The following is a 25,513-nucleotide window of genomic DNA, read 5'->3' as shown; positions in this document are numbered from 1 at the left end:
CTTGCCCCTCGTAGTCGTCCCGACCCCGATAGGCAACCTCGAGGACATCACCCTCCGCGCCCTGCGAGCGCTCGGGGAGGCGGACGTCGTCGCCTGCGAGGATACCCGGCGCACCGGGCGCCTCCTCGCCCACTACGAGATAAAGAAGCCCCTCGTCTCCCACCACGAGCACAACGAGGAGCGCACCGCCGCGGGCCTCGCGGAGAGGGCACGGGCCGAGAGGGTCGCGCTCGTCTCCGACGCCGGTACCCCGCTCGTCTCCGACCCCGGCTACGGGCTGTTGCAGAGGTGCATCGAGGCCGGCGTGGAGATAGAGGTTCTCCCCGGCCCCTCGGCCCTCATGACGGCGCTGGTCGCCTCGGGGCTCCCGACGGACGTGGTCGTCTTTCTCGGGTTCCTGCCGCGCAAGGGGCGCGAGCGACAGGGTCTCGTGGAGAGGATGGGGCGCGAGCCTTCGACGTTCGTGGTCTACGAGTCGCCCCGCCGCATCTCGAAGACGCTCGGGGAGCTGCCCCCGGAGGCGCCGGTCGCGGTCTGCCGCGAGCTCACGAAGCTGCACGAGGAGGTGTTCAGGGGGACGGCGGGGGAGGCGGCGGAGCGCTTCTCCGGCGAGGTGAAGGGGGAGGTAGTGCTCGTCCTCCGGGGCGGCGCGACGGCGCAGCCCGAGAGCTTCGAGGAGGCCGTCGAGAGGGCGAAGGGGTACGTCGCGGACGGGGAGAGCACCTCCAGGGCCGCGGCGCGGGCGGCGAAGGAGACGGGCCGGAGGCGGTCGGAGATCTACGACCGCCTCGTCAAACCGTGACGGACGCCAAAACGCCGATGAGCCGCCCCTGCTACCCCCGACCCTCCGGGCGCCGGTTCCGGGGGCCTTTTCGGGTCCGAGCGCCAGACGAGGTACGAGTAGACGACGAGCCAGAGCAGGCAGCCGACCGTCGCCGCGACGAGCGCCGAAACCGCCCAGGACGGGCCCGCGAACCCCAGGACCACGAACGCCAGCCCGAGGAGCACGAACGTCCAGCCCCGAGGCGGTGCGTCTTCACCCACGAGCGCTTGCTGGCGAGCGTCCACGGCGTCTTGATGCCCACAAGCCAGTTAGGCCGTATCTTGCCGAGCAGGTTGCCTATGACGACGAGCAGGCCGCCGACCAGGACCGGCACCACGACCGCGACGTCGGGCTCGACGCCCCTGACCCAGAGCAGGACGAGGCCGTGGACGAGGGCGAGGAAAGCGACGGTCGAGAGGCGGATGATCCCGTAGGCGCCCTCGAACAGGGCGTAGGCCTCGCGCCTCGGGTCTATCCTCGGCAGGAGCAGCATCGCGAGGTAGACGCCGAGCGTGACCAGCGGGAGCAGCAGCAAGCCCTCGACCTTCCCGCCGTAGCGGTCCGGCTCCCCGAGAGGCCCCAGTGGACCGGGATCCTGTCCGGAGCCGAGGACCACACGACGGCCGCGAGCACGAACATCGCCCGATGATCGCCCACTGAACCGCCTCAATCCGCAGGTTGGTACGCATCACCCTTGCCCTCCTTCTTCTCCGCCCCGTCCCAGCAACTCCATCACGGCCCCAGCATCTCCTCGTACACGCCCACGTTGAGGCTGTAGGTGATGGTGGTGCCGCTCCGCTCCGCCACGACCAGGTTGGCCTCCTTCAAGACGTTCAGGTGCCCGGAGAGCGTCGACTTCGCGACCGGGAACTCCTCCGCGATACGCCCGCGCTCATGTCGCCCGAACGGAGCAGGCGCAGGATCCCGCGCCGCGTCGGGTCCCCCAACGCCTTGAACACCTTGTCCATCACCCTCGCCCGCAGCCACCGAACACCAACCTCTTTCGTTATTTCGCCAATTAACAAAATATAGTAGCACGGATCGGGCGCGCGGGAAGGGTGGATCGGTGCCGTCTTACCGGGAGGAGGTATGGGCTCTATAATGCCCCCGTGCTGAAGGCGACCGGGAGCGAGGGTGGGGCGGTAGCATGCTTATAGATTCGCACACGCACCTCTTGCGGCTCGAGGTCTCGCCGGAGGCTGCGGTCGAGGGGCGGCCGAGGCGGGGGTGTTGGCGGTCGTGAACATCGGGACGGACGTCGAGGACTCGCAGAAGGGGCGGCGCTCGCGGCGGCGCTGCCGAACGTGTACTCGGCGGCGGGGATACACCCGCACAACGCGGGGACGTACACCGCCAATGACCTGGAGGTTTTGGCGGAGCTCTCGGAGTCGCCGGGGGTGGTGGCGCTGGGCGAGGTCGGGCTCGATTACTACCGGGGGATTGGTCCGGGGAGATCCAGAAGGCGCTCTTCGAGGACGTGATCTCGCTGGCCAACGACACGCGGCTGCCCCTGATCATCCACACGAGGCGGGCGTTCGCGGACACGATGGCGATCATGGGCCGCGCGCGCGTCCCGTGGTCCTCCACTGCTTCGAGGGGGGCGAGCGCGAGGTGGCCGAGGCCGCAGAGCGCGACTACTACGTGGGCCTCGCCGGGAACGTCACGTACAAGAGCAACCCGACGGCGGACTTTCTGGACCGGCTGAACCCGGACCGGCTGCTCGTGGAGACGGACGCCCCGTACCTGAGCCCCCAGCCCGTGCGCGGCGAGAGGAACGAGCCGAAGCACGTCGTCCACACCGCCCGCTTCGTCGCCGAGCGCCTTGGCATGGACGAGGAGGCCTTCGGGACCCTCACGAGCCGCAACGCCCGCAACGTCTTCGGCCTCCCGCTCGAGGTCTAGTCCGCGCCCTTTGGAGCCCCCCAGTCCCCGGAGCCCGTTCCCGAAGAAGCGCCTCGGCCAGCACTTCCTCAAGGACCCGAACACCGCCCGCATCGTCGCCGAGGGGGTGACCGCCGGCGACGTCGTGCTGGAGATCGGGCCGGGCCGCGGCGCCCTCACCTCGATCCTCGCGGAGAGGGCGGGGACCGTGCACGCCGTGGAGCTCGACCGCGACGTCCTGCCGCTCTTGAAGGAGGCCCTCGGGGGGCGGGAGAACGTGCGGGTGTACGAGGCCGACGCCCTCGCCTTCGACTACGCCTCCCTCGCGCCCCGGCCGAACAAGATGGCTGCCAACCTCCCCTATAACGTCGCCTCGCCGCTCGTGTTGAGGCTGCTGGAGGAGGCCCCTTACCTGCGGGTCTTGCGCTTCATGGTGCAGCTCGAGGTGGCGCGGAGGATGGCCGCGCGGCCGAGGACGAAGGACTACGGGGCGTACGCCGTGCTGGTGCAGACCCTCGCGGAGGCGCGCGTGGCGCACAAGGTCTCGCCGCAGGTCTTCGACCCGCCGCCGAACGTCTGGTCCGCGGTCGTCGCGATGGAGCGGAGGAGTACGGGTGTTGCGAAGCCCGGGGAGTACGCGGGCGTCAAGGAGCTCGTGGTCTCGGCCTTCCGGAGCCGGCGCAAGCGGCTCGTCAACAACCTGCCGGAGGCCGCGCGGGGCGGGGCGCCGAAGGCGCTGGCCTCGATCGGGCACGGTCCGGACGCGCGGGCGGAGGAGCTCGCGCCCGAGGACTTCGTGGCGCTGTACCGGGAGCTGTCGTGGGCGATCCGATGACCGGGGCTCTGCGGCTCAGGGCCTTCGCCAAGGTCAACTACGCGCTCGAGGTGCGCGGCGTCAGGGCCGACGGGTACCACGATATCTCCACGATCCTGCAGAGCATCTCGCTGTGCGACGAGCTCGAGATCGAGCGCTCGGACGAGGGGTTCGAGCTTCGGGTGGAGCCCGAGGGGGCCTCGATCGGGCCGAACGACAAGAACACGGTGTGCCTGGCGTGGAAGCTCTTGAGGGAGGCGACCGGCGAGGAGTTGCCGGTGCGCGTCCGGCTCCGCAAGTCCGTACCGGCGGGGGCCGGCCTCGGCGGGGGGTCGGCGGACGCCGCGGCGGCGCTCGTCGGCCTGAACGAGATGTTCGGGCTGGGGCTGGGCGACGGGGAGCTGCGGGGTATAGGCGTGCGGATAGGGGCGGACGTGCCGTTCTGCATCGGCGGCGGCACGGCGCTCGGGGAGGGGGTAGGTGAGGTCCTCACGCCCCTGCCGGCGCCGCCGGAGCACCACCTCGTCGTCGCCAAGCCGGACCGGGGCGCGGAGACGGCCCGGATCTACAAAGCCTACGACGAGCGTCCGGGCGAGGAATGGCCTTCCATCGCGCCGGCCCTCGACGCCCTGCGCGCCGGGGACCTCGGCGGCCTCGTGCGGTCCCTCGGCAACGACCTCGCCCCCGTGACGGAGACCCTCGTGCCGGAGGTGGGGGAGCTGAGGGAGGGGCTGTCGCGCGCCGGGGCCCTCGGCGCCATCATGAGCGGGAGCGGCACGGCGGTTTACGGGCTCTTCGGCTCGGAGGCCGCCGCGCGCGGCGCCCGGCGAGGTATCCTGGCGCCCTTTGCGCGGGTCTGCCGTCCGGTGGCGAGCGGCGTGGAGGTGTTGCGGGAGCGCGCCCCGAGCCGTGCTTCCCGTCGTCCGGGCGGTTGAGGGGAACGAACTCCGTGCCCGAGACGCCGGTCGGACCGGCGGGCTTCGTCCGGCTCCATCGAGGCCGCGCGACGGGTGGCGGCCCTTCTCAGGGGTAGATCTTCTTTCCTTCCCCCAGCATCGTCACGTACTTCTCGATGCGTCTGGCCCGGGTCTCGGGCTTCTTGGCTTCCCCTATGCGGTAGAGGATGGCGTACCTGTTGGTGCCATCCAGCGCGTCGAAGAACGTCCGGGCCACTTCGTTCTTCTCCAGCTCCCGCCGCAGGTCGTCGGGTACCGTCGCCTTGCTCGGGGCCTCGTAGGCGGCGTCCCACCTGCCGTCGGCCCTGGCCCGCTCGACCTCCCGCAGGCCGGCGGGCTTCATCGCGCCCGATTCGATGAGCCTCGTGGCCTTCTCCCGATTGACCCGCGACCACCGGCTCCTGGGCCTGCGCGGCGTGAACCGCTGGAGCCAGCATGCGTCGTCCAGCCCGCGCCCCTGGCCGTCGATCCAGCCGTAGCAGAGGGCCACTTCTACGGCCTCGGCGTAGGAGACGGTCTCCAGGCCGGAGCCCTTTTTGGCGATTTTAAGCCACAGCCCGTCCGAAGAGGCGTGGTGTTCGTCGAGCCACGCGCCCCACGCCTCGCGGGAGGCGAACGGCAGGATCGGCAGGTCCGGTTTGTCGGCCACGGCAGCTCCTTCCGACGACCCGCCGGGTCGTCCCCTTCCTCGTCCCGGACTTGATTCTACCGGGGCCGCTGTCTCCTCCAAAGGAGCAGAAGGGCTCTCCGGCGGGCTCTGCGGCCCTCCAGGTCCGGGACTTTGGGACTGACGGAGCAAGGGCGCTCCGGTATAATCGCGCCGTCGCGGGCGAGCGGTTCGGCGCCTGCTTTGGGGCGTGGCCAAGCGGCAAGGCACCGGGTTTTGGTCCCGGGATCGCAGGTTCGAATCCTGCCGCCCCAGCCGGGGGTTATACGGGGCGCCGCCCCGGACCCGGAGATCGTCGTAGGCGAGCAAGAGTCGCGAAGGAGCTTATGTCCGAGCGCGGGAGAGGTCCGATTTTCTCGGCCGTTTTGGCGGCCGGTAAGGGTACCCGGATGAAGTCCAACCGGGCGAAGGTGCTGCACACCATCTGCGGCGTCCCGATGGTGAACTACGCCATCGCCGCCCTGGAGCCTCTGGGCTCGCAGAGGACGATGGTCGTGGTGGGCCACCAGGCCGAGGAGGTCGAGGCGGTCCTTCCCGGAGGCGTCGAGCCCGTCCTCCAGAAGCAGCAGAACGGCACCGGCGACGCCGTGCGCGTGGTGCTCGAAGCGCTGGAGGGCGAGGAGGGGACCCTGCTCGTGGTCAACGGGGACGGGCCCCTGATCTCCGACGCGACGCTGGCCGATCTCCTGGGGCGCCACCGCGAGGCCGGGGTGGGCGCGACCGTGCTCGTGGCCGAGCTCGACGACGCGACGGGCCTCGGGCGCGTGATGGAGGACGCGGGCGTGGTGCGCATCGTCGAGGAGCGGGACGCGACGGAGGCCGAGAAGCGGGTCCGGCTCGTCAACCTCGGGCTCTACGCCTTCGAGCTGAGGGACATCCGCCGGGCGATGGGCCTCGTGGGCTCGGAGAACGACCAGGGCGAGGTCTACCTGACGGACGCCCTGGAGATTATCGGGCGGGAGAGCCGGGCCGTCACCTGCCTCCTGAAGAACCCGCAGGAGGCCAACCTCGTCAACGACCGGGCGCAGCTCGCGCTCGCCGAGGAGATCGTGCGGCGCAAGATCCTGGACGCCCACATGCGCGCCGGGGTGACGGTCCGCGACCCGGTCTCCACGCACATCGAGGCGACGGTCGAGATCGGGCGGGACACCGTGATCCTGCCGGGCACGTTCCTGCGCGGGGCGACGAGGATCGGATCGGACTGCGTGATCGGACCCTCCTCCGACCTTCTGGATACGGTCGTCGAGGACGGCGCGACCGTCGAGCACTCGGTGGGCCGCGGCGCCGAGGTCGGGCCCGGGGCGACCGTCGGCCCGTACTCCTACCTCAGGCCCGGGACGCGCCTGGAGGATGCTTCGAAGGTCGGGGCGTTCTGCGAGGTCAAGAACACCGTCGTGGGCGCCGGGAGCAAGGTGCCGCACCTCTCCTACGTGGGGGACACGACCATAGGCGAGGGGGCGAACCTCGGGGCCGGGACCATAACGGCGAACTACGACGGGAAGAACAAGAACCGCACCGAGATCGGGGACGGGGCCTTCACCGGGGTCAACACCAGCCTGATCGCGCCGGTCAAGGTCGGGGAGGGCTCCTACCTCGGGGCCGGCAGCGTGGTCAACAAGGACGTCCCGCCCGGCAAGCTCGCCGTCGGCATGCCGGCGCGCGCGATACGCAACGCCCCCCATCGGGTAAAAGAAGATACAAATGTCGACGGACGGGTCGATGGGACCGAGACGGAGGGTAAGCGCGCGTGATGCAGAACGGCCACCTGGAGATGTCGGCGGAGAAGCGGCTCGTGCTCTTCTCGGGATGGGGCTACCCGGAGCTTGCGGACAGGATCGCCGACCGGCTCGAGGTCCCGATGGGCGAGGTCGAGCTCAGGCAGTTCTCCGGCGGCGAGGTCTACGCCCGCTACAAGGAGAGCGTGCGGGGGGCCGACGTTTTTATCGTGCAGTCCCTGGCCGAGCCGGTGAACAGGCACCTCATGCAGCTCCTCACGATGATCGACGCGGCCAAGAGGGCCTCGGCCGAGACCATCGTCGCGGTCATCCCCTGGTTCGCCTACTCGCGCCAGGACCGCAAGACCAAACCGCGCGAGCCCATCACGGCGCGGCTCGTGGCGAACATGATCCAGGTCGCGGGCGCCGACCGCGTGATGACGATGGACCTGCACGTCGGCCAGATCGAGGGCTTCTTCTCCTTCCCGGTCGACCACCTCACCGCCATGCACACGTTCGTGGATCACTTTATCTCGCAGGGCTTCAAGGACGCCGACGACGCGGTGGTCGTCGCCCCCGACGTCGGGGAGGCGAAGGTAGCCAAACGCCTCGCCGACAGGCTCGGGCTCCCGTGGGCGATCGTCAACAAGATAAGGAACAAGCCGGGCGAGTCCGAGGTGACGCACGTCATCGGCGACGTAAAGGACAAGCGCGTAATCCTGGTCGACGACCTGATCGACACCGCCGGCACCCTCGTGAACGCGGCGGAGCGGCTGCTGAACGAGGGCGCGACGGAGGCTTACGCGTGCGCGACGCACCCCGTCTTCTCGGGGCCGGCCTACGAGAGGATCCAGGCCTCCGACCTCAAGGAGGTCGTCGTCACGGACACCCTGCCTTTGAAGCCTGGCGAGCCGCAGGATAAGATACAGGTCTTGACGATAGCCCCGATCCTCGCGAGCACCATTCGCAACGTCTTCTCGGATGAGTCGGTCAGCGGGGTCTTTATGGGCGAGAACCAACTTTTCTAGACGGTATTAGGAGAAGAAAGATGGCAGACAACGTAAATCTCGACGCGAGGGCGCGCGAGGGCCGGGGCAAGAACGACGCCCGGCGGCTGAGGGCCCAGGGCATGGTCCCGGCGGTCCTGTACGGCGACGCCGACGGCAACTCCGTCCTCGCCGTCCCCGAGAAGATCGTGGACTACACGCTCCAGCACGTGGGCGACAACGCGCTCTACGACCTGAGCATCGGAAGTGGCGGAAACGCCACGGCCCGCGTGGTGGACGCGCAGCGCAACCCCGTGACCGGACGCCTCGTGCACGTCGACTTCGCGCCGGTGAACATGCGCGAGAGGATCGTCGTTACCGTCCCCGTGGCCGTCATCGGCGAGTCGCCGGGCGTCAGCGAGGGCGGCGTCTTGCAGCAGGAGGCCTACGAGGTCGAGGTCGAGACGCTGCCGGGGGACATCCCGCAGGAGCTCGAGGTCGACGTCTCCGGCCTGGACATCAACGAGAACCTGAGCATCGGCGACATCCGCCTGCCCGAGGGGATCACCCTGATCTCCGACCCCGAGGAGGTCGCGGTCACGGTGACGACGCCGACAGAGGTCACCGAGGACGAACTGGAGGCCGCGGGCATCGTCGAGGAGCCGAGCGAGGACGACACCGCGGAGGGAGTGGAGCCGGATGCCGAAGAGGGGACCGAGGAGGTTTCTCCCGAGGAGGGAGAGGGCCCCGCAGGACAGAACGTCCAGGCTTAAGCTGTCGTCCCTCTTCGGTAAGGGGGGCGCGGCTGGGGACGGAGAGCCCCCCGCCGAGCCCGGGACGGACGCCGAGACCTCGGGGGCCATCAAGGCCCCCGTCGTCGTGGGGCTCGGCAACCCGGGGCGCTCCTACGCGCGCGCCCGTCACAACGTAGGGTTCTTGGTGGCGGACGAGCTGGCGAGCCGCCACGGCGTCGACTGGCGCTCGAAGAAGAAGGCCGAGGCCGCCCCCGTCGGCATCGGCGCCGCAAACGCGACCCTGCTCAAGCCGACGACGTACATGAACAACTCCGGCGCCGCTCTGTCGGGGTACAGGTTGGAGCAGCTGGTCGTCGTGCACGACGATCTGGACCTGCCCGCGGGCGACGTCCGCGTGAAGGTCGGGGGCGGGCACGGCGGGCACAACGGGCTCCGCTCCATCTTCCAGCACCTCGGAAAAGACTTCGTCCGGGTGCGCGTCGGCATAGGCCGCCCGCCCGTCGGGGTCGTGCCGACCGACTACGTGCTCGGCCGCATGGACTCGGCGGTGAAGGACGCCGTCGGCCGGGCGGCGGACGCGGTGGAGGCCGTGATCGAGAAGGGCCCCGAGGCCGCGATGAACAGCTTCAACACGCGAACCTGACCGGATGCCGCGGCGCTACCGCCGGTCCCCTTCGTCCACGACCTCCCGCGGCAAGCTGCGCAACATGCGTCCGAGCATCTCGACGCCGCCCTTGTCCAGGGTGCGGTCCTGGAGGATGACCTCGGTTCCGGGCGGGAGGCCGAGGGTGGCGAGCCGCCGGTACATGGGGCTGCTGCACACCACGACCTCGGTCTCCTTCAACTGCTCCTCTAGATCCCGGCCGACGTCCTCGTAGACCTGGAAGAGTTCCAGGTGGTCCATGCCGGCGCCCACGAGCGAGCTGAGGAGGTTGTCGGAGCAGGTCCGGGAGTTGCCGAGCACGCCGACCCTCGTCCCGGCCGGCAGCTCCGCGAGCCTGGTTATGCCGTCGAGCGTGGCCTCCGCGAGGAGCGCCACGGTCTCGATCCCGCGCGGCTCCATGAGCTCCTCGACCTCGTGGACGTGATAGAAGGTCGTGACCGCGAGCCGCCAGGGGAGGGACGCGCCTTCTTCGCGCGCCAGGCGTTCGCGCAGGTCCTCGAGCAGCACCCCCTCGACCCTCACGGGGAGCCGGTCCTCCAGCTCGGCGGCGTACTGCTCCAGCTCGGGGCCGCTGCACTCGACAAACAAGATCGTCGCCCTCCCCGGGACCCGGGACCCCGCCCGCGCCAGGAGCGCGTACCCGAGCTCCTCGACCGGCACCCCCTCCTCGGCGGCCTGGCGCATCACCCGCTCCAGAAAGCGCTGGCGCTCCATGCCCTCGGCGTCGACCGGGGGATCCAGAACGTAAGTCCCGCTCCCCCGGCGCGTCTCGAGGAAGCCCTCGCGCTCGAGCTCCGCCACCACCCGCGCCACCGTGTTCCGGTTGATCCTCAGGTAGCCCGCCAGCATGCGGATACTCGGCAACCGGCTCCCCACCGCGAGCTCGCCCGTCAAGATCAAGTGCTTCAACTGCTCCTGGAGCTGCACGTGCACCGGCACGTGGCTCCGGGAATCTACCCTTAACTCCATATCATCCTATTGTCCTATGACTGTATGTCACCTATAATTGTCCTAGGTCCTTAGGGCGATTGTAACGCAACGGGGTAGCGTGGAGGTGCGGGATGCACGGATGGGCGGACTTCGGGGTTTGGCGGGACCGGCGCGACGGTCTGGTGCGGGAGGCCGCGGAGGAGTGGCTGGCGAGGGAGGTTCGAAGGGGCATGGGCGTGGAGGAGCGCGGCACTCCGGAGGTGCGGTGGGGGACCGCGGCGGACGAGCCGGCGGTCGTGGAGCTTCTGGATCTGAACGGGATGCCGCGTTGGGTGGCGTTCGAGGAGCGCTTTATCGTGGCCGAGGGGGACGGGGGGCGGCTCCTCGCGGCCATACGCTATCGGACCGAGTCGAAGCGTTTGATCCTTGGTCTCCCCGTCGTCGACCCGTGGGCCGGAGAGCGCAGGATGATCGGCATCTTGTACGAAGGGGCGGTGGAGCTGGCGCGCGGGATCGGGGTGGGGGAGGTCGTGGCGCTCCCGACGGGGCCTGCGAGGGACGCCCAGGCCGGGTACCTGCGCGAGGCCGGTTGGCGGCGAAACTTTCTCTCCGACGCCGCGCGGGCGCCGGTGGCGCGGGAGCTGCCGCGGGGCGGCTGGCGCAGGTTGGCGGCGCTCTTCGGCATCGCCGCCGTCCCGTTCTCGCGGGCCTTTCGGGGCTAGGGCGGCATCCGGAGAGGTGTCGACGCCCATGTCCGATTTCCGCCGGTAAAGCGGCGCGTCGGGTGGGACAATAGCCCCATGATCGAGGAGTTCGAGAGGTGCTATCGGGCGGTACGCAGCCGCGACGCCCGCTTCGACGGGTGGTTCTACACGGGGGTGACCTCCACCGGGATCTACTGCCGCCCGAGCTGCCCGGCCGTGACGCCCAAGCGCCCGAACGTCAGGTTCTACCGGAGCGCGGCGTCGGCGCAGGCGAGCGGGTTTCGGGCGTGCAAGAGGTGCCGCCCGGATGCCGTGCCCGGCTCACCCGAGTGGAACGTTCGGGCCGACCTCGCCGGGCGCGCGATGCGGCTCATCGCGGACGGGACCGTGGACCGGGAGGGGGTTGCGGGGCTCGCCCGGCGGCTGGGCTACACGGAGCGCCACCTGGGGCGCGTGCTGGTCGCGGAGGTCGGGGCCGGGCCGCTCGCGCTCGCCCGGGCGCGGCGGGCCCACACGGCGCGGCTGCTCATCGAGACGACGGAGATGCCGGTCTCCCGGGTGGCGTTCGCCGCGGGCTTCGCCAGCCTGCGGCAGTTCAACGAGACCGTGCGCGAGGTCTTCGCGGCGAGCCCGACGGAGTTGAGGCGGGGGAAGGGGCGTGGCGGCGGCGGGTCCGGCGAGATCTCGCTGAGGCTCCCGTACCGGGCGCCGTTCGACGCGGGGGGCCTGTTGCGCTTCCTCGGCGAACGGGCGGTCTCCGGGGTGGAGGAGTACGTCGACGGCGTCTACCGGCGGACGCTGCGCCTGCCGCACGGCGTGGGGGCCGTGGCGCTGTCCGACGGCGGGGATCACGTCGGGTGCGTGCTCCGGCTGGAGGACCCGAGGGACCTCGGCGTCGCGGTCGAGCGCTGCCGCCGGCTCCTGGACCTCGACGCCGACCCGCTCGCCGTCGCCGAGGTTCTGGGGGCGGACCCGATCATCGGCCCTATCGTGCGGCGCTCGCCGGGGAGGCGCGTGCCGGGGAGCGTGGACGGGCCGGAGCTCGCGACGAGGGCGGTGCTCGGGCAACAGGTCTCCGTGAAGGGCGCCCGCACGCTCGCGGGCAGGCTGGTCGCCCTCTGCGGCGAGCCGGTCCCGGAGGCGCTATCCGGGCCGGGCGGGGGGCCGGGGTACCTCTTCCCGGGCCCAGGTGCCGTCGCGGATGCGGACCTCGAAGCCCTCGGCATGCCCCGGACGCGGCGCGAGGCCCTGCGGGAGCTCGCGCGGGCGCTGGCGGACGGCGGGGTCGTCCTGGATCCCGGCGTAGACCGCGAGGAGGCCGGGCGGCGGCTGGTGGGGATACGCGGGATCGGGCCCTGGACCGCCTCCTACGTCGCCATGCGCGCCCTCGGGGATCCGGACGCCTTTCTGCCGACGGACCTCGGGGCACGGCGCGCGATCGAGCGCCTCGGCCATCCGGGAGCCCCGGCCTCCGTCGCCCGTCTCGCCGAAGGCTGGCGTCCGTGGCGCGCGTATGCCACGCAGTACCTCTGGGCGAGCCTGGAAAGCGCCGTGGCGACGAAAGAATCCGAGGAGAGAGGGGTTGTGGCGTGAAGGCATACGTGGAGACCGTGGAGTCGCCGGCGGGCCCGCTCGCCCTGGCGGTGGATGGGGAGGGGGCCCTGCTCTGGCTCCAGTTTGTCGAGGGCGACTACGAGTGGACCGTCGAGGGCGAGTTGGAGGAGGAAGGCTACCGCGTCGGGGAGGACGCCGGCAGGACCGCCCGGGCCCGCGAGGAGCTTCTGGAGTACCACGCGGGGGAGCGGCGGGAGTTCGGGGTGCCGTTCGTGCTCAGGGGGACGGAGTGGCAGAAGGCCGTCTGGGGGGCGCTGGCGCGCATACCGTACGGCGAGACCCGCACCTACGGCGACATCGCGGCCACGTTGGGACGGCCGAGGTCCTCGCGGGCGGTGGGGAGGGCGAACGCCACGAACAGGCTGCCGCTCGTGGTGCCGTGCCACCGCGTGATCGGGGCGGACGGATCGCTCACCGGGTTCGCAGGGGGCATGCACCTGAAGGTGCGTCTGCTCGAGCACGAGGCCCGCGTGCTCGGCGGAGAAGACGCGGGCATGGTGACGTCATCCGGCGCGTGAGCCCGACGGGCCGGCGGGCCGCTGTGGTGCCGCGCTCGTGAGGCCGCGCGACCTTCTGGCCCTGATCGTGCTGGGCGCGGTGTGGGGCGCATCGTTCCTGTTTATCCGGGTGGCGGCGCCGGCCCTCGGGCCGTTCCCGCTCATGGGGACGCGGGTGGTGCTTGCGTCCCTCGCGCTCGCCCCGTTCGTCCTGGCGCTCGGGCGCTTCCCAGAAGTTCGGGGGCGGTGGCGCCAGTTTCTCTTCGTCGGGATACTCAACGCGGCGACCCCGTTCTCGCTCATCGCGTTCGCCGAGACCGAGATCACGGCTTCTCTGGCGGCGATCCTGAACTCCACGACCGTGCTGTTCTCCGTCGTCGTGGCGGCGGCGTGGTTCGGCGACCCTCTTACCCTGCGCAAGATCCTCGGGGTGGTGCTCGGCATCTCCGGGGTCGCCGTGCTGGTCGGCCTCGACCCCTTGCCCCTGAACGGCGCCGTGCTGGTGGCGGTCGGGGCGATGCTCCTCGGCTCCTTCTGCTACGCCCTGGGCGGCAACTACGTGAAGAAGACCTTCTCCGGGGTCCGGCCGCTCACGATGGCGTTCGGCCAGCAGGCCGGGGCCGCGGCGCTCCTCTTGCCGCTGGCGCTGGCGACCCTGCCGGAGGAGGCGCCCTCCACGCCCGTCGTCGCCTCGGCGCTCGGCCTGGCGCTTTTGAGCACGGCCTTCGCCTACCTGTTGTTCTTCGCCCTCATCGCGAGGGTGGGCGCGACGAGCACCCTGACCGTCACGTTCCTCTCGCCGGGGTTCGGGGTGCTCTTCGGGGTCGTGCTGCTCGGCGAGCCGTTGGGGCTCGGGACGGTGCTGGGGCTCGGGATCGTGCTGCTCGCCGTCGCGCTCGTCACCGGGGTCGGCCGCGCGAAGGGCTGAGCCGGCCTAGCGTGCGTAGAGGATCATCTGGGTGCAGCGGAAGAGGGCGAGCTTCTTGCCCGAGTCCTCGTCGGCGACGACCGCGTCCCAGACCTGCGTGGCGCGCCCGCCGTGGACGAGCGTCGCCTCGCACGCGATGGCGCCCTCGCGCTTCGTGCCGAGAAAGTTGCTCTTGAGCTCGACGGTCGTGAAGCCCTCGGCGCCGTTGGGGAGGTTCACGAAGCAGCCGTAGCCCGAGGACGTGTCGGCGAGGGCCACGACCGTCGCGGCGTGCAGGTAGCCGTTCGGGGCGAGAAGCTCGTCGCGCAGGGGGAGGCGGCTCCTGATCTTGCCCTCCCCGGCCTCCAGTACCTCCAGGCCGATCAAACCCGGCAGCTTCCCCTTGCCCCGCTCGTTTAGCTTGTCCAGAAGCGACACCGGAAGATCCTCCCCACGCGGGTACACGACCCGCCTATTCTTCCAGATGTCGGGAGCCACGGGCCAAGGGTAGAGGGGCGGGACCGAAGCCCCGCCCCCCGAACCGCGCCCGAGGGACCGCTGGCCGTTTCCCCTACGCGCGCTGCCGCGCGAGGACGCCGCCCGTCGCCGCGAGGACGACGAGGGCCGCGCCGCCGAGGAGGAGCATCGTCGCGGGCGAGACGGCGCCGCCGGTGGCGGGCATCGTGGCCGCGGCGACGTCGGCGCAGGCGACGCCGGGGGGCGTGCCCTCGCCGGTCATCTCGGCGTGGACGTTCACGTAGTAGGGCTCGCCGCCGAAGAGCTCGTCGAAGGAGGTGTCGACGATCGTGGTGCTCGATCCCGCGCCGCCCGCGTTGAAGACCGAGTTGAGCGGGAACTCGACGGGGCCGCCGGCTCCGGCCCTGTCGTCGGCGCAGGTGGCGCCCGCGTGGATGTGGGCGATGTGCTCCGTGCCGTCGGCGGTGGGGATGCCCTCGACGTCGAGCTGCACCTCGACGCCGGCCCCCGTATCCGTCAGCACGGCCGTCCCGCTCACGCCGGAGCCCCGGCTCGGCGTGAGCTGCAGCGTCTGCGCGCTCGTCTGCGCCCACGCGCCTCCGAGCGCCGACGCCGCGAGCAGCGCCGCGGCCAGCGTCACCGCGAAGGTTGCCTTCCTGTTCATGCATCCGCTCCTTTCCCCGTTATGTTGAACTTAATATTACAAGAGGGAGGGGTGCGCGTGTACGGGCTCACGTTTAGAAAAGCGGACGCGGGTTAAACTCTTTGGGTGCAGGATCGAGTTACCGCAACAGACCTACAAGCCCCCCGCAGGATCCGCGCTTATCTCGCCGCGACGTCCGGGCGTCCCGTGCTGCTCCTCGCCGGGAGCGAGGAGGCCGCCGAGCGGTACGCGAGCGACGCGCGCTCCTTCACGGACGAGACCGTAGTACACCTCCCCTCGCGCGGCGTCCCTTACGGCGACGTCTTCGCCCCGCCGGTCGGGCGCGTCGGCGAGCGGCAGCGGGCGCTGCACGCGCTCTCGGGGGCCCGGATCCTGGTCGCGGGGCCTGCGGCGTTCGCGGAGAAGACGCCGTTATACGACCCGCTCAAGTTGCAAGAAGGCACCGAGATCGAGCTCGACGACTGCCTCTCGCGGCTCGTGGCGCTCGGGTACGAGCGGGTGGACAGGGTCAGCAGGCACGGCGAGTTCGCGGTGCGCGGCGGGATCGTGGACGTCTTCCCGAGCACCCGCCGCTCGCCGGTGCGCGTCGAGTGGTGGGGGGACGAGGTCGAGAGCGTGCGGGCCGTCTCGCTCGCGACGCAGAGGGTGGTGCGGGAGCTCGAGGGGGCTTCGATCTTCGCGGCCCGCGAGGGCGACCTGGCCGCCCTCGCCGCGGCGAGCGACGAGGACTACGGGGAGGAGGCGCGCATGGGCGTGCGGACGCCCGGCCTGGACCGTCTGCTCCTCGACCTCGACCCGGTCTCGCCCGGGGACCTCCTGCCGGAGGGGATGGAGGTCTGGTCGGAGGAGCCCGTGGAGGGGCCTTCGGAGGACGCCGAAGTCGTCGGGGAGCTCTACGACTGGGAGCGCCCGGCGCCCGACACGCGCTTCGTCTCGACGGCGGACGACGAGGAAGGAGCGGCGGAGGTAGTCTCGGCGCCGCCCGTGGTGGCGCACTCCACCACCTTGCGGGAGTCGAGCCGGAGGCTGGAGGCTTTCGTCGAGGAGGGGCTGCGGGTCTTTATCGCGTGCGGCTCCGTCGGCGAGGCCAAGCGGACGGCCTACGCGTTCGGCGAGATCGGACGGACCGTGAGGGACGTCGAGCGGGTCGACGCGGCGCTGCCGCCCGGCCTCTACGCCGTCCCCGGCGAGGTCGCGGAGTCCTTCTCCTACCCGGACGGGGGCGTGGCGGTCGTCCGCCGGGACGCCCTGCTCGGGCGGCGCAAGACCCGGGCCCAGAAGACGAAGTCGCCCTCGGTCTCCTCGTTCGCCGACCTCAAGGCCGGCGACCTCGTCGTGCATTCGACGCAGGGGATCGGCCGTTTCGGGGGGCTCGTCTCCAGGATCGTCCTCGGAGCGACGCGCGACTACATGCAGGTGGACTACCGGGGCGGCGACACGCTCTACGTCCCGTACGAGCAGATGGAGCTCCTGCACAAGTACGTCGGCGGCGAGGGGACGCGCCTCGACAAGCTCGGCGGCGGGACGTGGGCCGCGGTCACGGACAAGGTCCGAAGGCGCGTCAAGGCGCTCGCCGGGGAGCTCTTGCGGGTGCAGGCGGCGCGCGCCGCCGCCAGGGGCTTCGCCTTCCCCGAGGACTCCGAGTGGGAGCGCGAGCTCGAGGAGAGCTTCCCCTACCAGGAGACCCCGGATCAGGCCGCCGCGATCGCCGCGGTCAAGGCGGATATGCAGGCCGCCAGACCGATGGACCGTCTGGTTTGCGGCGACGTCGGCTTCGGCAAGACCGAGGTCGCGGTGCGCGCCGCGTTCAAGGCCGCGCTCGCCGGCAAGCAGGTCCTGGTGCTCGCCCCGACGACCATCCTCGTCCAGCAGCACGCCAAGACCTTCCGGGAGCGCCTGGGCCGGTTCGCCGTAAGGGTCGAGAGCCTCAGCCGCTTCTCGACGACGGCCGAGCGGAAGCAGACCCTGAAGGACCTCCAGTCCGGCGAGGTGGACATACTCATAGGGACGCACGCCCTGCTCGGCGCGGAGGTCCGGCCGAAGGACCTCGGGCTCGTCGTCGTCGACGAGGAGCAGCGCTTCGGGGTGAAGCACAAGGAGCGCCTGAAAGAATTCAAGGCCTCCGTGGACCTGTTGACGCTGACGGCGACCCCCATACCGCGCACCATGCAGATGGGGCTCGCGGCGCTGAGGGACATCAGCGTCATCGAGACGCCGCCGACGGGGCGGCGGAGCATCCTCACGCACGTCGGGCCGGAGGAAGACGAGCTCGTGAAGCGGGCGATCGAGAAGGAGGTCCGCCGGAGCGGGCAGGTCTTCTTCGTCCACAACCGCGTCGACTCGCTCGAGGAGGTGGCGGAGAAGCTCGGGGACCTCGTGCCGGGGGTGAGCTTCGTGACGGCGCACGGGCAGATGACCGAGCGCCAGCTCGAGGACTCGATGCGCCGCTTCCTCGACCGGGAGGCCGATGTCCTCGTCACGACGACCATCGTCGAGAGCGGGCTCGACGTGGCGACGGCGAACACGCTGATCGTGGACCGGGCCGACATGATGGGCCTCAGCCAGCTCTACCAGCTTCGCGGCAGGATCGGGCGCTCCGCGGCCCAGGCCTACGCGTACCTCTTCGCCCCGGTGGGGGCGACGCCGGAGTCGCAGAAGCGCCTGGAGGCGCTGATGGACTTCACGGAGCTCGGCAGCGGGTTCGCCGTCGCCATGCGCGACCTCGAGATCCGGGGCGCCGGGAACCTCCTCGGGGCGGAGCAGAGCGGCCAGATCGCCGCGGTCGGCTTCGAGATGTACCTGAGGCTCCTGGAGGAGGCGGTCGCGCTCGCGAAGGGCCAGCCCGTGGAGGAGGAGGAGCCGCAGCCGGTGATCGTGGAGCTCGGGCTCGACGCCTACCTCCCCGTGGATTACGTGCGCGACGAGATCGAACGGGTCGACCTCTACCGCCGCGCCTCCGGCGTGCGCTCGACCGCCGAGCTCGACGACCTCGCCGAGGAGCTGAACGAGCGCTTCGGCGAGCCCCCCGAGCCCGCCCTGAACCTCCTCGGCCTCTCCCGCGTGAAGCTTCTCGCCCGCAGGGTGGGCGCGACGTCCGTGAACTTCCGCTCCGGCGCCCTCAACGTCACCGGGGCGACCGCGGGTGCTGCGGCCCCCGCCCTCGTCCGAAGGGCGACCGGTGGGACGGTCGGAGGCCGGGAGGGCCGCGTCACCCTGCGCGGCTCCTCGCTCCCGCCGTTGGAGCTCGCCGAGGAGACGCTGAGGGCGCTCGATAAGGCTGCTTAACCGGCCCTCCGTCGTCCCTCGCCCCGGCGCATCCGCCGGGCCGAAAGCGAAAAATAGGGTGTTATAATCGCCGCGGCTTAAGGGCAGGTTGGCCCTCCGGCCCTCGTGCAGTCGAGAGATGGGACCCGTGGCCTTGATCTACCTCCTTTACCGCAAGACAGTTCTCGTCGCGTCGGCGGCGGTTCTGGCAATCTTCGTCCTTTCGGGATGCGGGGCCGCCCCTCCCGGCGAGGAGGTCGATTCCGGGGCCAAAAAGGTCGTCACGTACCAGGGCGGTGAGATCACCGAGGGCGAGGTGGTCGAGGGGGTCGAGCGGCTGAGCGCCCAGTCGGCGGCGTCGACGGGCCAGCCGGCGCCAGAGGTGAGGCCGGGCTCGCCGGAGTTCGAGGCGGCGAAGGCTCAGGTCGTGCCGCAGCTCCTTACCACCGACCTCGCCCTGTCCTACGCGGAGGAGAACGACATCACCGTCTCCGACGAGGAGGTCCAGGCCGAGATCGACAACACCAAGCAGGCGGTCGCCCAGCAGGCCCAGCAGCAGGGCCAGGAGGGCGACCCCGAGCAGCTCTTCGGGGACGCGCTGCAGCAGTTCGGCTTCACGGAGGCCTCGTTCCGCGAGGAGGTCCGGACCGGGCTCACGGTGCAGAAGGTTCAGGGGGAGGTCGCGGGAGGCGACGCCCCGACCGAGGAGGAGGTGCGGGCTTACTATGACGAGAACAAGGAGACCCAGTTCACCCAGCCCGAGCAGCGCTGCATCCGCCACATCCTGTTCAACAAGGAAGGGGAAGACCTCGCCAACGAGGTGAAGGGCGAGATCGAGGACGGCGGCGACTTCGCCGCGCTCGCCGCGGAGCACTCGCAGGATCCCTCCAACAAGGACCAGGGCGGCGACCTCGGCTGCGTGCCCGAGGGCCAGTTCGTGCCGGAGTTCGACGAGGCGGCGTTCGGGGCCGAGGAGGGCGAGCTTCTCGGCCCGGTCGAGACCGAGTTCGGCTTCCACCTCATCGAGGTCACGGAGATCCGCCCCGAGGGCGAGACCCCGTTCGAGGAGGTCGCCCCGCAGATCGAGGAGCAGATCACGGCCGAGCAGCAGGCCGGCGAGTTCCAGGCCTGGGTCGACGGCGAGCTCGAGAGCCGCGACGTGAGGTACATGCCGGGCTACGACCCGAACGCGCCCGTCGAGGCGCCGGAGGGGGCGGTTCCGGAGGGCGGGGCGCCGCCCGAGGAGGGCGCACCCGAAGGGGCGGCCCCGGAGGCCGAACCGGCTCCGGAGGGGGAGCAGCCCCAGGAGTAGGGGAGGCCGGGAGGGCCGGAGGCGCGAGCGCCTCCGGCCCTCTTCGCGTGGCGCCCGGGGCTCCGGGGGCGTAGAGTTACGGGGTCCGGGAAAACATATCGGGTAGTTGGACGTCGAGGCGACGGACGGGGAGGCTGGTGCTGTTGACGGAGATCGTTGCGGTCCGCGGGCGTGAGATTCTGGATTCTCGGGGTAACCCCACGGTGGAGGTGGAGCTCGCGACGGTCAGCGGCTTCGTCGGGCGCGCCGCGGTCCCGTCGGGGGCCTCGACGGGCCAGAACGAGGCCGTCGAGCTCCGGGACGGCGAGGGCGGCCGCTACGGGGGGAAGGGCGTCTCTCAAGCGGTCGAGAACGTCGACGTCGAGCTCGCCGAGGTCGTGCTCGGGATGGACGTCACCGACCAGCGGGCGCTCGACCTCGCCATGATCGAGGCCGACGGCACCGAGAACAAGGGCCGGCTCGGGGCGAACGCCATCCTCGGCGTCTCGATGGCGGCGGCGAAGGCCGCGGCCGAGGCGGCCGGTCTCCCGCTCTTCCGCTACCTCGGGGGGCCCGGGGCGTACACGCTCCCCGTGCCCTGCGCGAACATCCTCAACGGCGGGGCCCACGCCGCCAACAACGTGGACTTCCAGGAGTTCATGATCGTGCCGGTCGGCTTCGAGGCCTACGCCGAGGCCCTGCGCTGCGTCGCGGAGGTGTACGGGAACCTGAAGAAGCTGCTCTCGGAGAAGGGCCTCGGCGGCGGCATCGGCGACGAGGGCGGCTTCGCGCCGGACCTCGAGAGCAACGGGGCGGCGCTCGCGTTGATGGCGCAGGCGATCGAGCGGACGGGTTACTCCCTTGGGGATCAGGTCGCGTTCGCGCTCGACCCGGCGGCGTCGGAGTTCTACGAGAACGGGCGCTACGAGCTCGCGGGGGAGGGGAAGTCCCTGAGCCGCGAGGAGATGGTCGAGTACTACGTGGGCCTCGCGAACGAGTACCCGATTCTGAGCATCGAGGACGGCCTCGCCGAGGACGACTGGGAGGGCTGGTCGATGATAACCCGGGAGCTCGGCGGCAAGCTCCAGCTTGTCGGGGACGACCTGTTCGTGACGAACCCGAAGATCCTGGCGCGCGGGATCGAGGAGGGGGTCGGCAACTCCATCCTCGTGAAGGTCAACCAGATCGGGACGCTCACGGAGACGTTCGAGACGATGGATCTTGCGCACAAGTCGGGGTACACGACGATGATCAGCCACCGGAGCGGGGAGACGGAGGACGCCACGATCGCCGACCTCGCCGTCGCGGTGAACGCCGGGCAGATCAAGACCGGCGCCCCCGCTCGCGGGGAGCGCGTGGCGAAGTACAACCAGCTCTTGCGGATAGGGGACATGCTCGGGGGTGCGGCGCACTACCCGGGGAGGGACGCGTTCAACCCGAGGGTGCGCGCGGGGAGGGGGTCTTAGGCTTTGGAGCGCCGAACGAAGATCGTAGCTACCCTGGGGCCCGGCACCTCGACGGAGGAGATGATCCGGGAGCTGGTGCGCTTCGGGGTGGACGTGACGCGGCTGAACTTCAGCCACGGCTCGCACGAGGTCCACGTGCAGAACACGCAGCTCGTGCGCGGGGCCGCCAGGGAGCTCGGCCGCAACGTCGCGGTGATGCAGGACATCCAGGGGCCGAAGATCCGGACCGGCGAGGTGGTCGGGGACACGGAGCTTATCGCGGGCAACCGCGTCGTGATAGCGCCCGGCGACTTTCTGGGCGACGCGAGCCGGCTCGCTACCTCCTACGAGAACATAGCCGAGGACGTGAAGCCGGGCCACAGGGTCCTCATCGACGACGGGCTCCTCGAGCTCCGGGTCGAGGAGATCGAGAACGGCGAGGTCCGGTGCGCCGTGATGGTGGGCGGGCCCATCTCCTCGCACAAGGGCCTGAACTTCCCGGACTCTGCCCTCTCCATCAAGGGCCTCACCCCCAAAGACGTCGAGGACTTGAGGTTCGGCATCGAGGAGCTGCACCCCGACTGGATCGCGTTCTCCTTCGTGCGCACGGGGGACGAGGTCCGCGAGATCAAGGAGCGCATCCGCGAGTTCGGCGGGAACACCCCGGTCATCTCGAAGATAGAGAAGCACGAGGCGATAGAGGACATAGAAGACATCCTGCGCGCCTCGGACGGCATCATGGTCGCCCGGGGCGACCTCGCCGTCGAGCTCTCTGCCGAGCGGGTGCCGATCGAGCAGAAGCGCATCGTGGCTCGCTGCCGCCGCCTGGGCAAGCCGGTCATCGTGGCGACGCAGATGCTCGACTCCATGATCCGCAACCCCAGGCCCACGCGCGCCGAGGTCTCGGACGTCGCGAACGCGATCTTCGACCGCACCGACGCCGTGATGCTCTCGGGCGAGACGGCCATAGGGCGCTACCCCTTGCAGAGCGTCAGGGAGATGGACCGCATCTGCCGGGCGGCCGAGGGGGCCATAAACTACGGGCGGGACATCGTGGCCTCGACTAATTGGGGCCGCGGCGACGTCTACGACGCCCTGACCCACGCGGCCTGCGAGCTCGCCGAGGACCTGGACCTCGAGGCGATCCTCACCTCGACCCAGAGCGGGCTCTCGTGCATAAGGGTGGCCCGCTTCCGCCCGCCGAACAAGATCCTGGCCGTCAGCCCCGTCGAGGAGACCGTGCGCATGCTCGCGATGGTCTGGGGCGTGACGGCGGTCTCCGGGCAGCAGCGCGGCGGCGTCGAGGAGCGCTACGAGGAGGCGATGGACGCCGCCAGGGAGAACGGCCTCGTGAACAAGGGGGACCGCGTGATCCTGACCGGCGGCTCCCTCGGGGCCACCCCGGGGTCGACGAACATGCTGAAGCTCCACACCATAGGCGAAGAGGGGTAGAACCCCTTGGGCAGGGCGACGTTGCGACCCTTGAAGGTCGTGCTCTACGCCGCCCTGCTCGGCCTCCTCCTCGCCTCCTACGTGACCCCGCTGCAGGAGATCTCGACGAACAGGGCCCTCATCTCGGACCTCCGGGCCGACCTCGCCGAGCTGGAGGGGGACAACGTCGCCCGCCGGCGCGCCGTCGAGGAGCTCGGGACCCCGGAGGGGATCGAACGCGCGGCCCGGGAGCGCTACGGCATGGTCGAACCGGGCGAAGAGGTCTACATAATCCCGGGAGACGAGCGATGAACCCGGAGCACGACCTTCCGCGGGCGTCCGGCGAGGAGCGCGCCGTCGTGGCCGGACAGCTCGGCCGGGAGCCCGCGCCGTTTCGGGTGGCGGCCCGGTGCCCGGCGGGGCTTCCCAGCGTGATCGAGAACGAGCGCCGCCGCGAGATGCCGACCACTTTCTGGGTGACCTGCCCGAGCCTGACGGCCGCGATCTCGCGCATCGAGGCCGGGGGCGGGGTGCGCCGGGCGCAGGCGGAGATCGGGGCGGAGGCGGTCGACGCCGTCCACGCCGAGCACCTCCGGCGCTACGGCTCCCGCGTCGCGGGCGTCGGCGCGGGCGGCGAGCCGGGCCGCGTCAAGTGCCTGCACGCCTTCACGGCCCTCCAGCTCTCCGGCGCCCTCCCGAACCCGGTCGCCGCCTGGACCCTGGAGCGCCTCGAAGATCCCTACCTCGACCCCTCCCGCTGCCCCGGCTGCGTCGGACGGATGGAGGAGAGGGCCTAGTTGGTATACTTTTGGGGCGTTTCCCCGGGGGCGTGGCGGAACGGCAGACGCGACGGACTTAAAATCCGGTTCCTGAAAAGGAGTGTGGGTTCGAGTCCCACCGCCCCTACTGAGAGGTGATCGGCCGGTAACGGGCCGACCCTAGAACGAGGGTAAGCTTCTTTCGCTTCGTAACCCGGTGCGCCGATCAAACCATCCGTCGTTCCTGCGGGGGAGGCGACGGACAAGCGTCGCCGCCTGCCTCCTCGTCTGCGCGACGATCCGCGCGGATGATGAGTTTGGGGTACGAAAAGATAGCCCATCGACGTGATGTAGCGTGCGCCCTTTGCTCGTTACGCTGGACCCGTGTTCCGTCGACCGACGCACGACAGCAGAGAGAAACGGAGGAATATGGGTGCTCTATCTTTGTCGCCTCTGTCCCGGCTCGTGGGCCTAGCTCCCCTGGTGATACGCCTGGTGGTAGGCGTGATCATGGCGGCGCACGGCTACCAGAAGCTGGCCGGGGGCCCGGCGAACTTCGGCGGGATGCTGGCGCAGCTGGGCGTACCGGCGCCGACCCTTATGGCCTACGTGGTGACGTTCGTCGAGCTCGTGGGCGGCATCCTGCTCATCCTCGGGCTCCTCTCCCGCTGGGCGGGGCTCTTATTGACGGCCAACCTGGCCGTGGCGGTGCTGATGGTGAAGGTCGACGTCGGCCTGATCGCCCCCCAGGGCGGCGGCGCCGGCGCGGAGCTGGACCTCGCCCTGATCGCGGGCTTCGTGACCATCCTCCTGCTCGGACCGGGGAAGCTGTCCCTCGACTACGTCCTCGGCATCGAGCCGCGCGAGGCGGCCGAGAGGCCCTCGCTCCAGGCGGGGCAGCGCGGGGCGGTGGCTTGACGAACGGCGCCGACGAAGCTCCCCGAACGCTCCCATAGCGGAACACAACGGCAACGAGGGCGGGCCGGTCTCACCGGCCCGCCCTCTCGCGTACGTCGGCACATCCTCCGGCTACCCGGCCGAGTCCTCCGCCTGCGGCGCGTAGTCGAGCACGGCGACGCCGGTCTCGGTCGTCTGCGCCCTCACGAGCCTCATGGCTTTCGTGTCGCCGCCCTCCCCGAAGAGGCGTTTCCCGCCCCCCAGGACGAGCGGATGGACCATGAGCCGGTACTCGTCGACGAGGTCGTGTCGCATCAGCGCGTTCACGAGCGCGGCGCTGCCGTAGACCAGGAGGTCCCCACCGGGCCGCTGCTTCAGCCTGGAGACCCCTTCCGCGAGGTCCCCCTCGATCAGGGACGAGTTGTTCCACTCGAGGGGCTCTTCGAGGGTCGTCGAGACGACGAACTTGGGCATGCTGTTCATCTTGTCGGCGAAGCCCGCCTCGTCGGTCATGGACGGCCAGGCCGCCGCGAAACCCTCGTAGGTCACCCGACCCAGCAGGAGGGCGTCGCTCGAGAAGAGCAGACTCCTCTGGAACTCGGCCATCTCTTCGTTGAAGTACGGCCCGGTCCATCCCGGCTCCTCCATGACGCCGTCCAGCGACACGTACTCCGCTACGACCAGTTTCATCTCGAAAACCTCCTCTGTTTCGGCCTGCATCCTGCCTGTTCTCCCCGGCGCTTATCCTCGCTGCCAGCATCCCCCAGCACCCGCAGATGCTGGCCGGGACCGTCGCGGATAGCTCCTACCCGCCCTCGGTTCTCCGTCCTGCCTTCCCCCCCAGCATAACGCGGGGCTAGAGGTGGCGGGTTCCGGCGGGGGCCCTGTCCCACCCGTCGTTCCGGCCGTCCTCGTAGCTTACCGGCGCGCCGGCGAGCTCTTCGTCCGTCGCGTCGTACAGGCACGCGACGTTGACGGCGTAGAACCTGCCGCCGAGCTCCTCCGTCTCCGCGCTGCCTGCCGAACGGCGTTATGCCGCAGCGTCCGCAGAAGAGGTGCCGTATGGCGGCATCGCCGAACCGGTAGTCGGTCAGGGCGTCTTCTCCCCGCAGCAGACGGAACGCCCCGACAGGCGCCTTCCGGTACCTCGCCTTGGCACAGAACGAGCGGTTGCACCTGCTGGTGCCTTTCGGGAGATCCAGCACGCGCTCGCGACGGACCGCGCCGAAGTGGCAGCTGCCGTGGTAGGTCTTCTGGGCGCGGGGTCCCCGGCTACCCGGTTCGGGCGTTCGGGGCAAGAGCCTCCCGGGGCGTAAGGATGGCGCCGGCGCGGACGGAAGACGCTGTCCCGGGGCGGTGGATCCCAGGCTCGG

Annotated in this window: 27 protein-coding genes, 2 tRNA genes and 2 pseudogenes; 22 read left to right on the top strand and 9 right to left on the bottom strand. The window is 70.5% G+C overall.

Translation table 11 applies throughout. The features are described from left to right. Position 1: 1 nt before the first annotated feature. Positions 2-802 carry a 16S rRNA (cytidine(1402)-2'-O)-methyltransferase gene (gene rsmI, locus GBA65_RS14005; protein WP_166397071.1) on the top strand — a complete coding sequence of 267 codons (801 nt, stop codon included), beginning with the start codon at positions 2-4 and terminating at the stop codon, positions 800-802. Positions 803-833: 31 nt separating this feature from the next. On the opposite strand, the gene GBA65_RS14000 is transcribed toward rsmI, so the two are convergent. From GBA65_RS14000 to GBA65_RS13995, 3 genes are all read right to left on the bottom strand, one after another. Next, entirely contained in the window at positions 834-1,358 is a 525-nt protein-coding gene (locus GBA65_RS14000) for an SdpI family protein (RefSeq protein ID WP_207955780.1), read from the bottom strand. Next, positions 1,295-1,462 carry a DUF1648 domain-containing protein gene (locus GBA65_RS26575; RefSeq protein WP_407691096.1) on the bottom strand — a complete coding sequence of 56 codons (168 nt, stop codon included), beginning with the start codon at positions 1,460-1,462 and terminating at the stop codon, positions 1,295-1,297. The genes GBA65_RS14000 and GBA65_RS26575 overlap by 64 nt, the downstream gene beginning before the upstream one ends. 93 nt (positions 1,463-1,555) lie before the next feature. Further along, entirely contained in the window at positions 1,556-1,810 is a 255-nt protein-coding gene (locus GBA65_RS13995; protein WP_228281340.1) for an ArsR family transcriptional regulator, read from the bottom strand. Between the two features lie 317 nt (positions 1,811-2,127). Between GBA65_RS13995 and GBA65_RS26570 the strand changes: the two genes are divergently transcribed. From GBA65_RS26570 to ispE, 4 genes and pseudogenes are all read left to right on the top strand, one after another. After that, positions 2,128-2,304, top strand: coding sequence for a TatD family hydrolase (locus GBA65_RS26570; RefSeq protein ID WP_166397070.1), 177 nt, complete (start codon positions 2,128-2,130; stop codon positions 2,302-2,304). Next, a pseudogene (locus GBA65_RS25355) lies at positions 2,301-2,725 on the top strand (TatD family hydrolase). Before GBA65_RS26570 ends, GBA65_RS25355 begins: the two are co-directional and overlap by 4 nt. Before the next feature lie 10 nt (positions 2,726-2,735). Beyond that, a complete protein-coding gene (gene rsmA, locus GBA65_RS13980) occupies positions 2,736-3,539 on the top strand; it encodes a 16S rRNA (adenine(1518)-N(6)/adenine(1519)-N(6))-dimethyltransferase RsmA (protein WP_166397068.1) in 804 nt (267 codons plus the stop codon). Then, on the top strand, positions 3,524-4,453 hold the full coding sequence (ispE, locus tag GBA65_RS13975) for a 4-(cytidine 5'-diphospho)-2-C-methyl-D-erythritol kinase (protein WP_166397067.1): 930 nt from the start codon (positions 3,524-3,526) through the stop codon (positions 4,451-4,453). Before rsmA ends, ispE begins: the two co-directional genes overlap by 16 nt. Positions 4,454-4,541: 88 nt before the next feature. Here ispE and GBA65_RS13970 read toward each other — a convergent pair whose 3' ends face one another. Continuing rightward, positions 4,542-5,123, bottom strand: a complete 582-nt coding sequence (locus GBA65_RS13970) for a YdeI/OmpD-associated family protein (RefSeq protein WP_207955778.1) — start codon at positions 5,121-5,123, stop codon at positions 4,542-4,544. 202 nt (positions 5,124-5,325) lie between these two features. Between GBA65_RS13970 and GBA65_RS13965 the strand changes: the two genes are divergently transcribed. The 5 genes from GBA65_RS13965 (at position 5,326) to pth (ending at position 9,240) form a co-directional block, all read left to right on the top strand. After that, a tRNA-Gln gene (locus GBA65_RS13965) sits at positions 5,326-5,396 on the top strand. Between the two features lie 134 nt (positions 5,397-5,530). Beyond that, complete coding sequence (gene glmU, locus GBA65_RS13960; RefSeq protein ID WP_407691017.1) at positions 5,531-6,892, top strand: bifunctional UDP-N-acetylglucosamine diphosphorylase/glucosamine-1-phosphate N-acetyltransferase GlmU; 1,362 nt, start codon at positions 5,531-5,533, stop codon at positions 6,890-6,892. Further along, positions 6,892-7,884, top strand: a complete 993-nt coding sequence (locus tag GBA65_RS13955) for a ribose-phosphate diphosphokinase (protein WP_228281978.1) — start codon at positions 6,892-6,894, stop codon at positions 7,882-7,884. The genes glmU and GBA65_RS13955 overlap by 1 nt, the downstream gene beginning before the upstream one ends. Positions 7,885-7,904: 20 nt before the next feature. Next, on the top strand, positions 7,905-8,615 hold the full coding sequence (locus GBA65_RS13950) for a 50S ribosomal protein L25 (RefSeq protein WP_166397065.1): 711 nt from the start codon (positions 7,905-7,907) through the stop codon (positions 8,613-8,615). Between the two features lie 88 nt (positions 8,616-8,703). Further along, on the top strand, positions 8,704-9,240 hold the full coding sequence (pth, locus tag GBA65_RS13945) for an aminoacyl-tRNA hydrolase (protein WP_407691095.1): 537 nt from the start codon (positions 8,704-8,706) through the stop codon (positions 9,238-9,240). Positions 9,241-9,255: 15 nt separating this feature from the next. Here pth and GBA65_RS13940 read toward each other — a convergent pair whose 3' ends face one another. After that, complete coding sequence (locus tag GBA65_RS13940; RefSeq protein ID WP_166397063.1) at positions 9,256-10,230, bottom strand: GntR family transcriptional regulator; 975 nt, start codon at positions 10,228-10,230, stop codon at positions 9,256-9,258. 92 nt (positions 10,231-10,322) lie between these two features. Between GBA65_RS13940 and GBA65_RS13935 the strand changes: the two genes are divergently transcribed. The 4 genes from GBA65_RS13935 (at position 10,323) to GBA65_RS13920 (ending at position 13,934) form a co-directional block, all read left to right on the top strand. Beyond that, positions 10,323-10,913: a hypothetical protein gene (locus GBA65_RS13935; RefSeq protein ID WP_166397062.1), complete on the top strand. Its 591-nt coding sequence runs from the start codon at positions 10,323-10,325 to the stop codon at positions 10,911-10,913. Positions 10,914-10,991: 78 nt separating this feature from the next. Further along, a complete protein-coding gene (locus GBA65_RS13930) occupies positions 10,992-12,488 on the top strand; it encodes a DNA-3-methyladenine glycosylase 2 family protein (protein WP_166397061.1) in 1,497 nt (498 codons plus the stop codon). Further along, the gene (locus tag GBA65_RS13925; protein WP_228281339.1) at positions 12,485-13,027 is read left to right on the top strand and encodes a methylated-DNA--[protein]-cysteine S-methyltransferase; all 543 of its coding nucleotides are present in this window, start codon (positions 12,485-12,487) and stop codon (positions 13,025-13,027) included. Before GBA65_RS13930 ends, GBA65_RS13925 begins: the two co-directional genes overlap by 4 nt. 37 nt (positions 13,028-13,064) lie before the next feature. Beyond that, the gene (locus GBA65_RS13920; RefSeq protein ID WP_166397060.1) at positions 13,065-13,934 is read left to right on the top strand and encodes a DMT family transporter; all 870 of its coding nucleotides are present in this window, start codon (positions 13,065-13,067) and stop codon (positions 13,932-13,934) included. Between the two features lie 6 nt (positions 13,935-13,940). Here GBA65_RS13920 and GBA65_RS13915 read toward each other — a convergent pair whose 3' ends face one another. Both GBA65_RS13915 and GBA65_RS13910 read right to left on the bottom strand, forming a co-directional pair. Next, positions 13,941-14,351 (bottom strand): PaaI family thioesterase, encoded by a 411-nt coding sequence (locus GBA65_RS13915; RefSeq protein ID WP_166397059.1) that lies wholly within the window; start codon positions 14,349-14,351, stop codon positions 13,941-13,943. Positions 14,352-14,484: 133 nt separating this feature from the next. After that, a complete protein-coding gene (locus GBA65_RS13910; protein ID WP_166397058.1) occupies positions 14,485-15,054 on the bottom strand; it encodes a CHRD domain-containing protein in 570 nt (189 codons plus the stop codon). A gap of 105 nt (positions 15,055-15,159) precedes the next feature. Between GBA65_RS13910 and mfd the strand changes: the two genes are divergently transcribed. The 8 genes from mfd (at position 15,160) to GBA65_RS13870 (ending at position 24,161) form a co-directional block, all read left to right on the top strand. Next, the gene (mfd, locus tag GBA65_RS13905) at positions 15,160-18,339 is read left to right on the top strand and encodes a transcription-repair coupling factor (RefSeq protein WP_166397057.1); all 3,180 of its coding nucleotides are present in this window, start codon (positions 15,160-15,162) and stop codon (positions 18,337-18,339) included. 133 nt (positions 18,340-18,472) lie between these two features. Next, a complete protein-coding gene (locus tag GBA65_RS13900; RefSeq protein WP_166397056.1) occupies positions 18,473-19,630 on the top strand; it encodes a peptidylprolyl isomerase in 1,158 nt (385 codons plus the stop codon). Between the two features lie 143 nt (positions 19,631-19,773). Then, positions 19,774-21,075, top strand: coding sequence for a phosphopyruvate hydratase (gene eno / locus GBA65_RS13895; RefSeq protein ID WP_166397055.1), 1,302 nt, complete (start codon positions 19,774-19,776; stop codon positions 21,073-21,075). A 3-nt stretch (positions 21,076-21,078) separates the two neighbouring features. Beyond that, positions 21,079-22,506, top strand: coding sequence for a pyruvate kinase (pyk, locus tag GBA65_RS13890; RefSeq protein WP_166397054.1), 1,428 nt, complete (start codon positions 21,079-21,081; stop codon positions 22,504-22,506). A gap of 6 nt (positions 22,507-22,512) precedes the next feature. Beyond that, positions 22,513-22,797: an FtsB family cell division protein gene (locus tag GBA65_RS13885; protein WP_166397053.1), complete on the top strand. Its 285-nt coding sequence runs from the start codon at positions 22,513-22,515 to the stop codon at positions 22,795-22,797. Continuing rightward, positions 22,794-23,282 (top strand): DUF501 domain-containing protein, encoded by a 489-nt coding sequence (locus GBA65_RS13880; protein ID WP_166397052.1) that lies wholly within the window; start codon positions 22,794-22,796, stop codon positions 23,280-23,282. Before GBA65_RS13885 ends, GBA65_RS13880 begins: the two co-directional genes overlap by 4 nt. A gap of 26 nt (positions 23,283-23,308) precedes the next feature. Continuing rightward, positions 23,309-23,391, top strand: a tRNA-Leu gene (locus GBA65_RS13875). A gap of 335 nt (positions 23,392-23,726) precedes the next feature. After that, entirely contained in the window at positions 23,727-24,161 is a 435-nt protein-coding gene (locus GBA65_RS13870) for a DoxX family protein (protein ID WP_166397051.1), read from the top strand. A gap of 111 nt (positions 24,162-24,272) precedes the next feature. Here the strand turns inward: GBA65_RS13870 and GBA65_RS13865 are convergent, their stop codons facing one another. Both GBA65_RS13865 and GBA65_RS26565 read right to left on the bottom strand, forming a co-directional pair. Beyond that, the gene (locus GBA65_RS13865) at positions 24,273-24,830 is read right to left on the bottom strand and encodes a dihydrofolate reductase family protein (RefSeq protein WP_166397050.1); all 558 of its coding nucleotides are present in this window, start codon (positions 24,828-24,830) and stop codon (positions 24,273-24,275) included. 166 nt (positions 24,831-24,996) lie between these two features. After that, positions 24,997-25,438: pseudogene (locus tag GBA65_RS26565) on the bottom strand (GFA family protein). Positions 25,439-25,513: the final 75 nt, after the last annotated feature.

It is taken from the genome of Rubrobacter marinus (genome assembly GCF_011492965.1).
In the GTDB taxonomy this organism is placed as follows: Bacteria; Actinomycetota; Rubrobacteria; order Rubrobacterales; family Rubrobacteraceae; genus Rubrobacter_F; species Rubrobacter_F marinus.
This window is presented reverse-complemented; position numbering and strand designations above follow the sequence as displayed.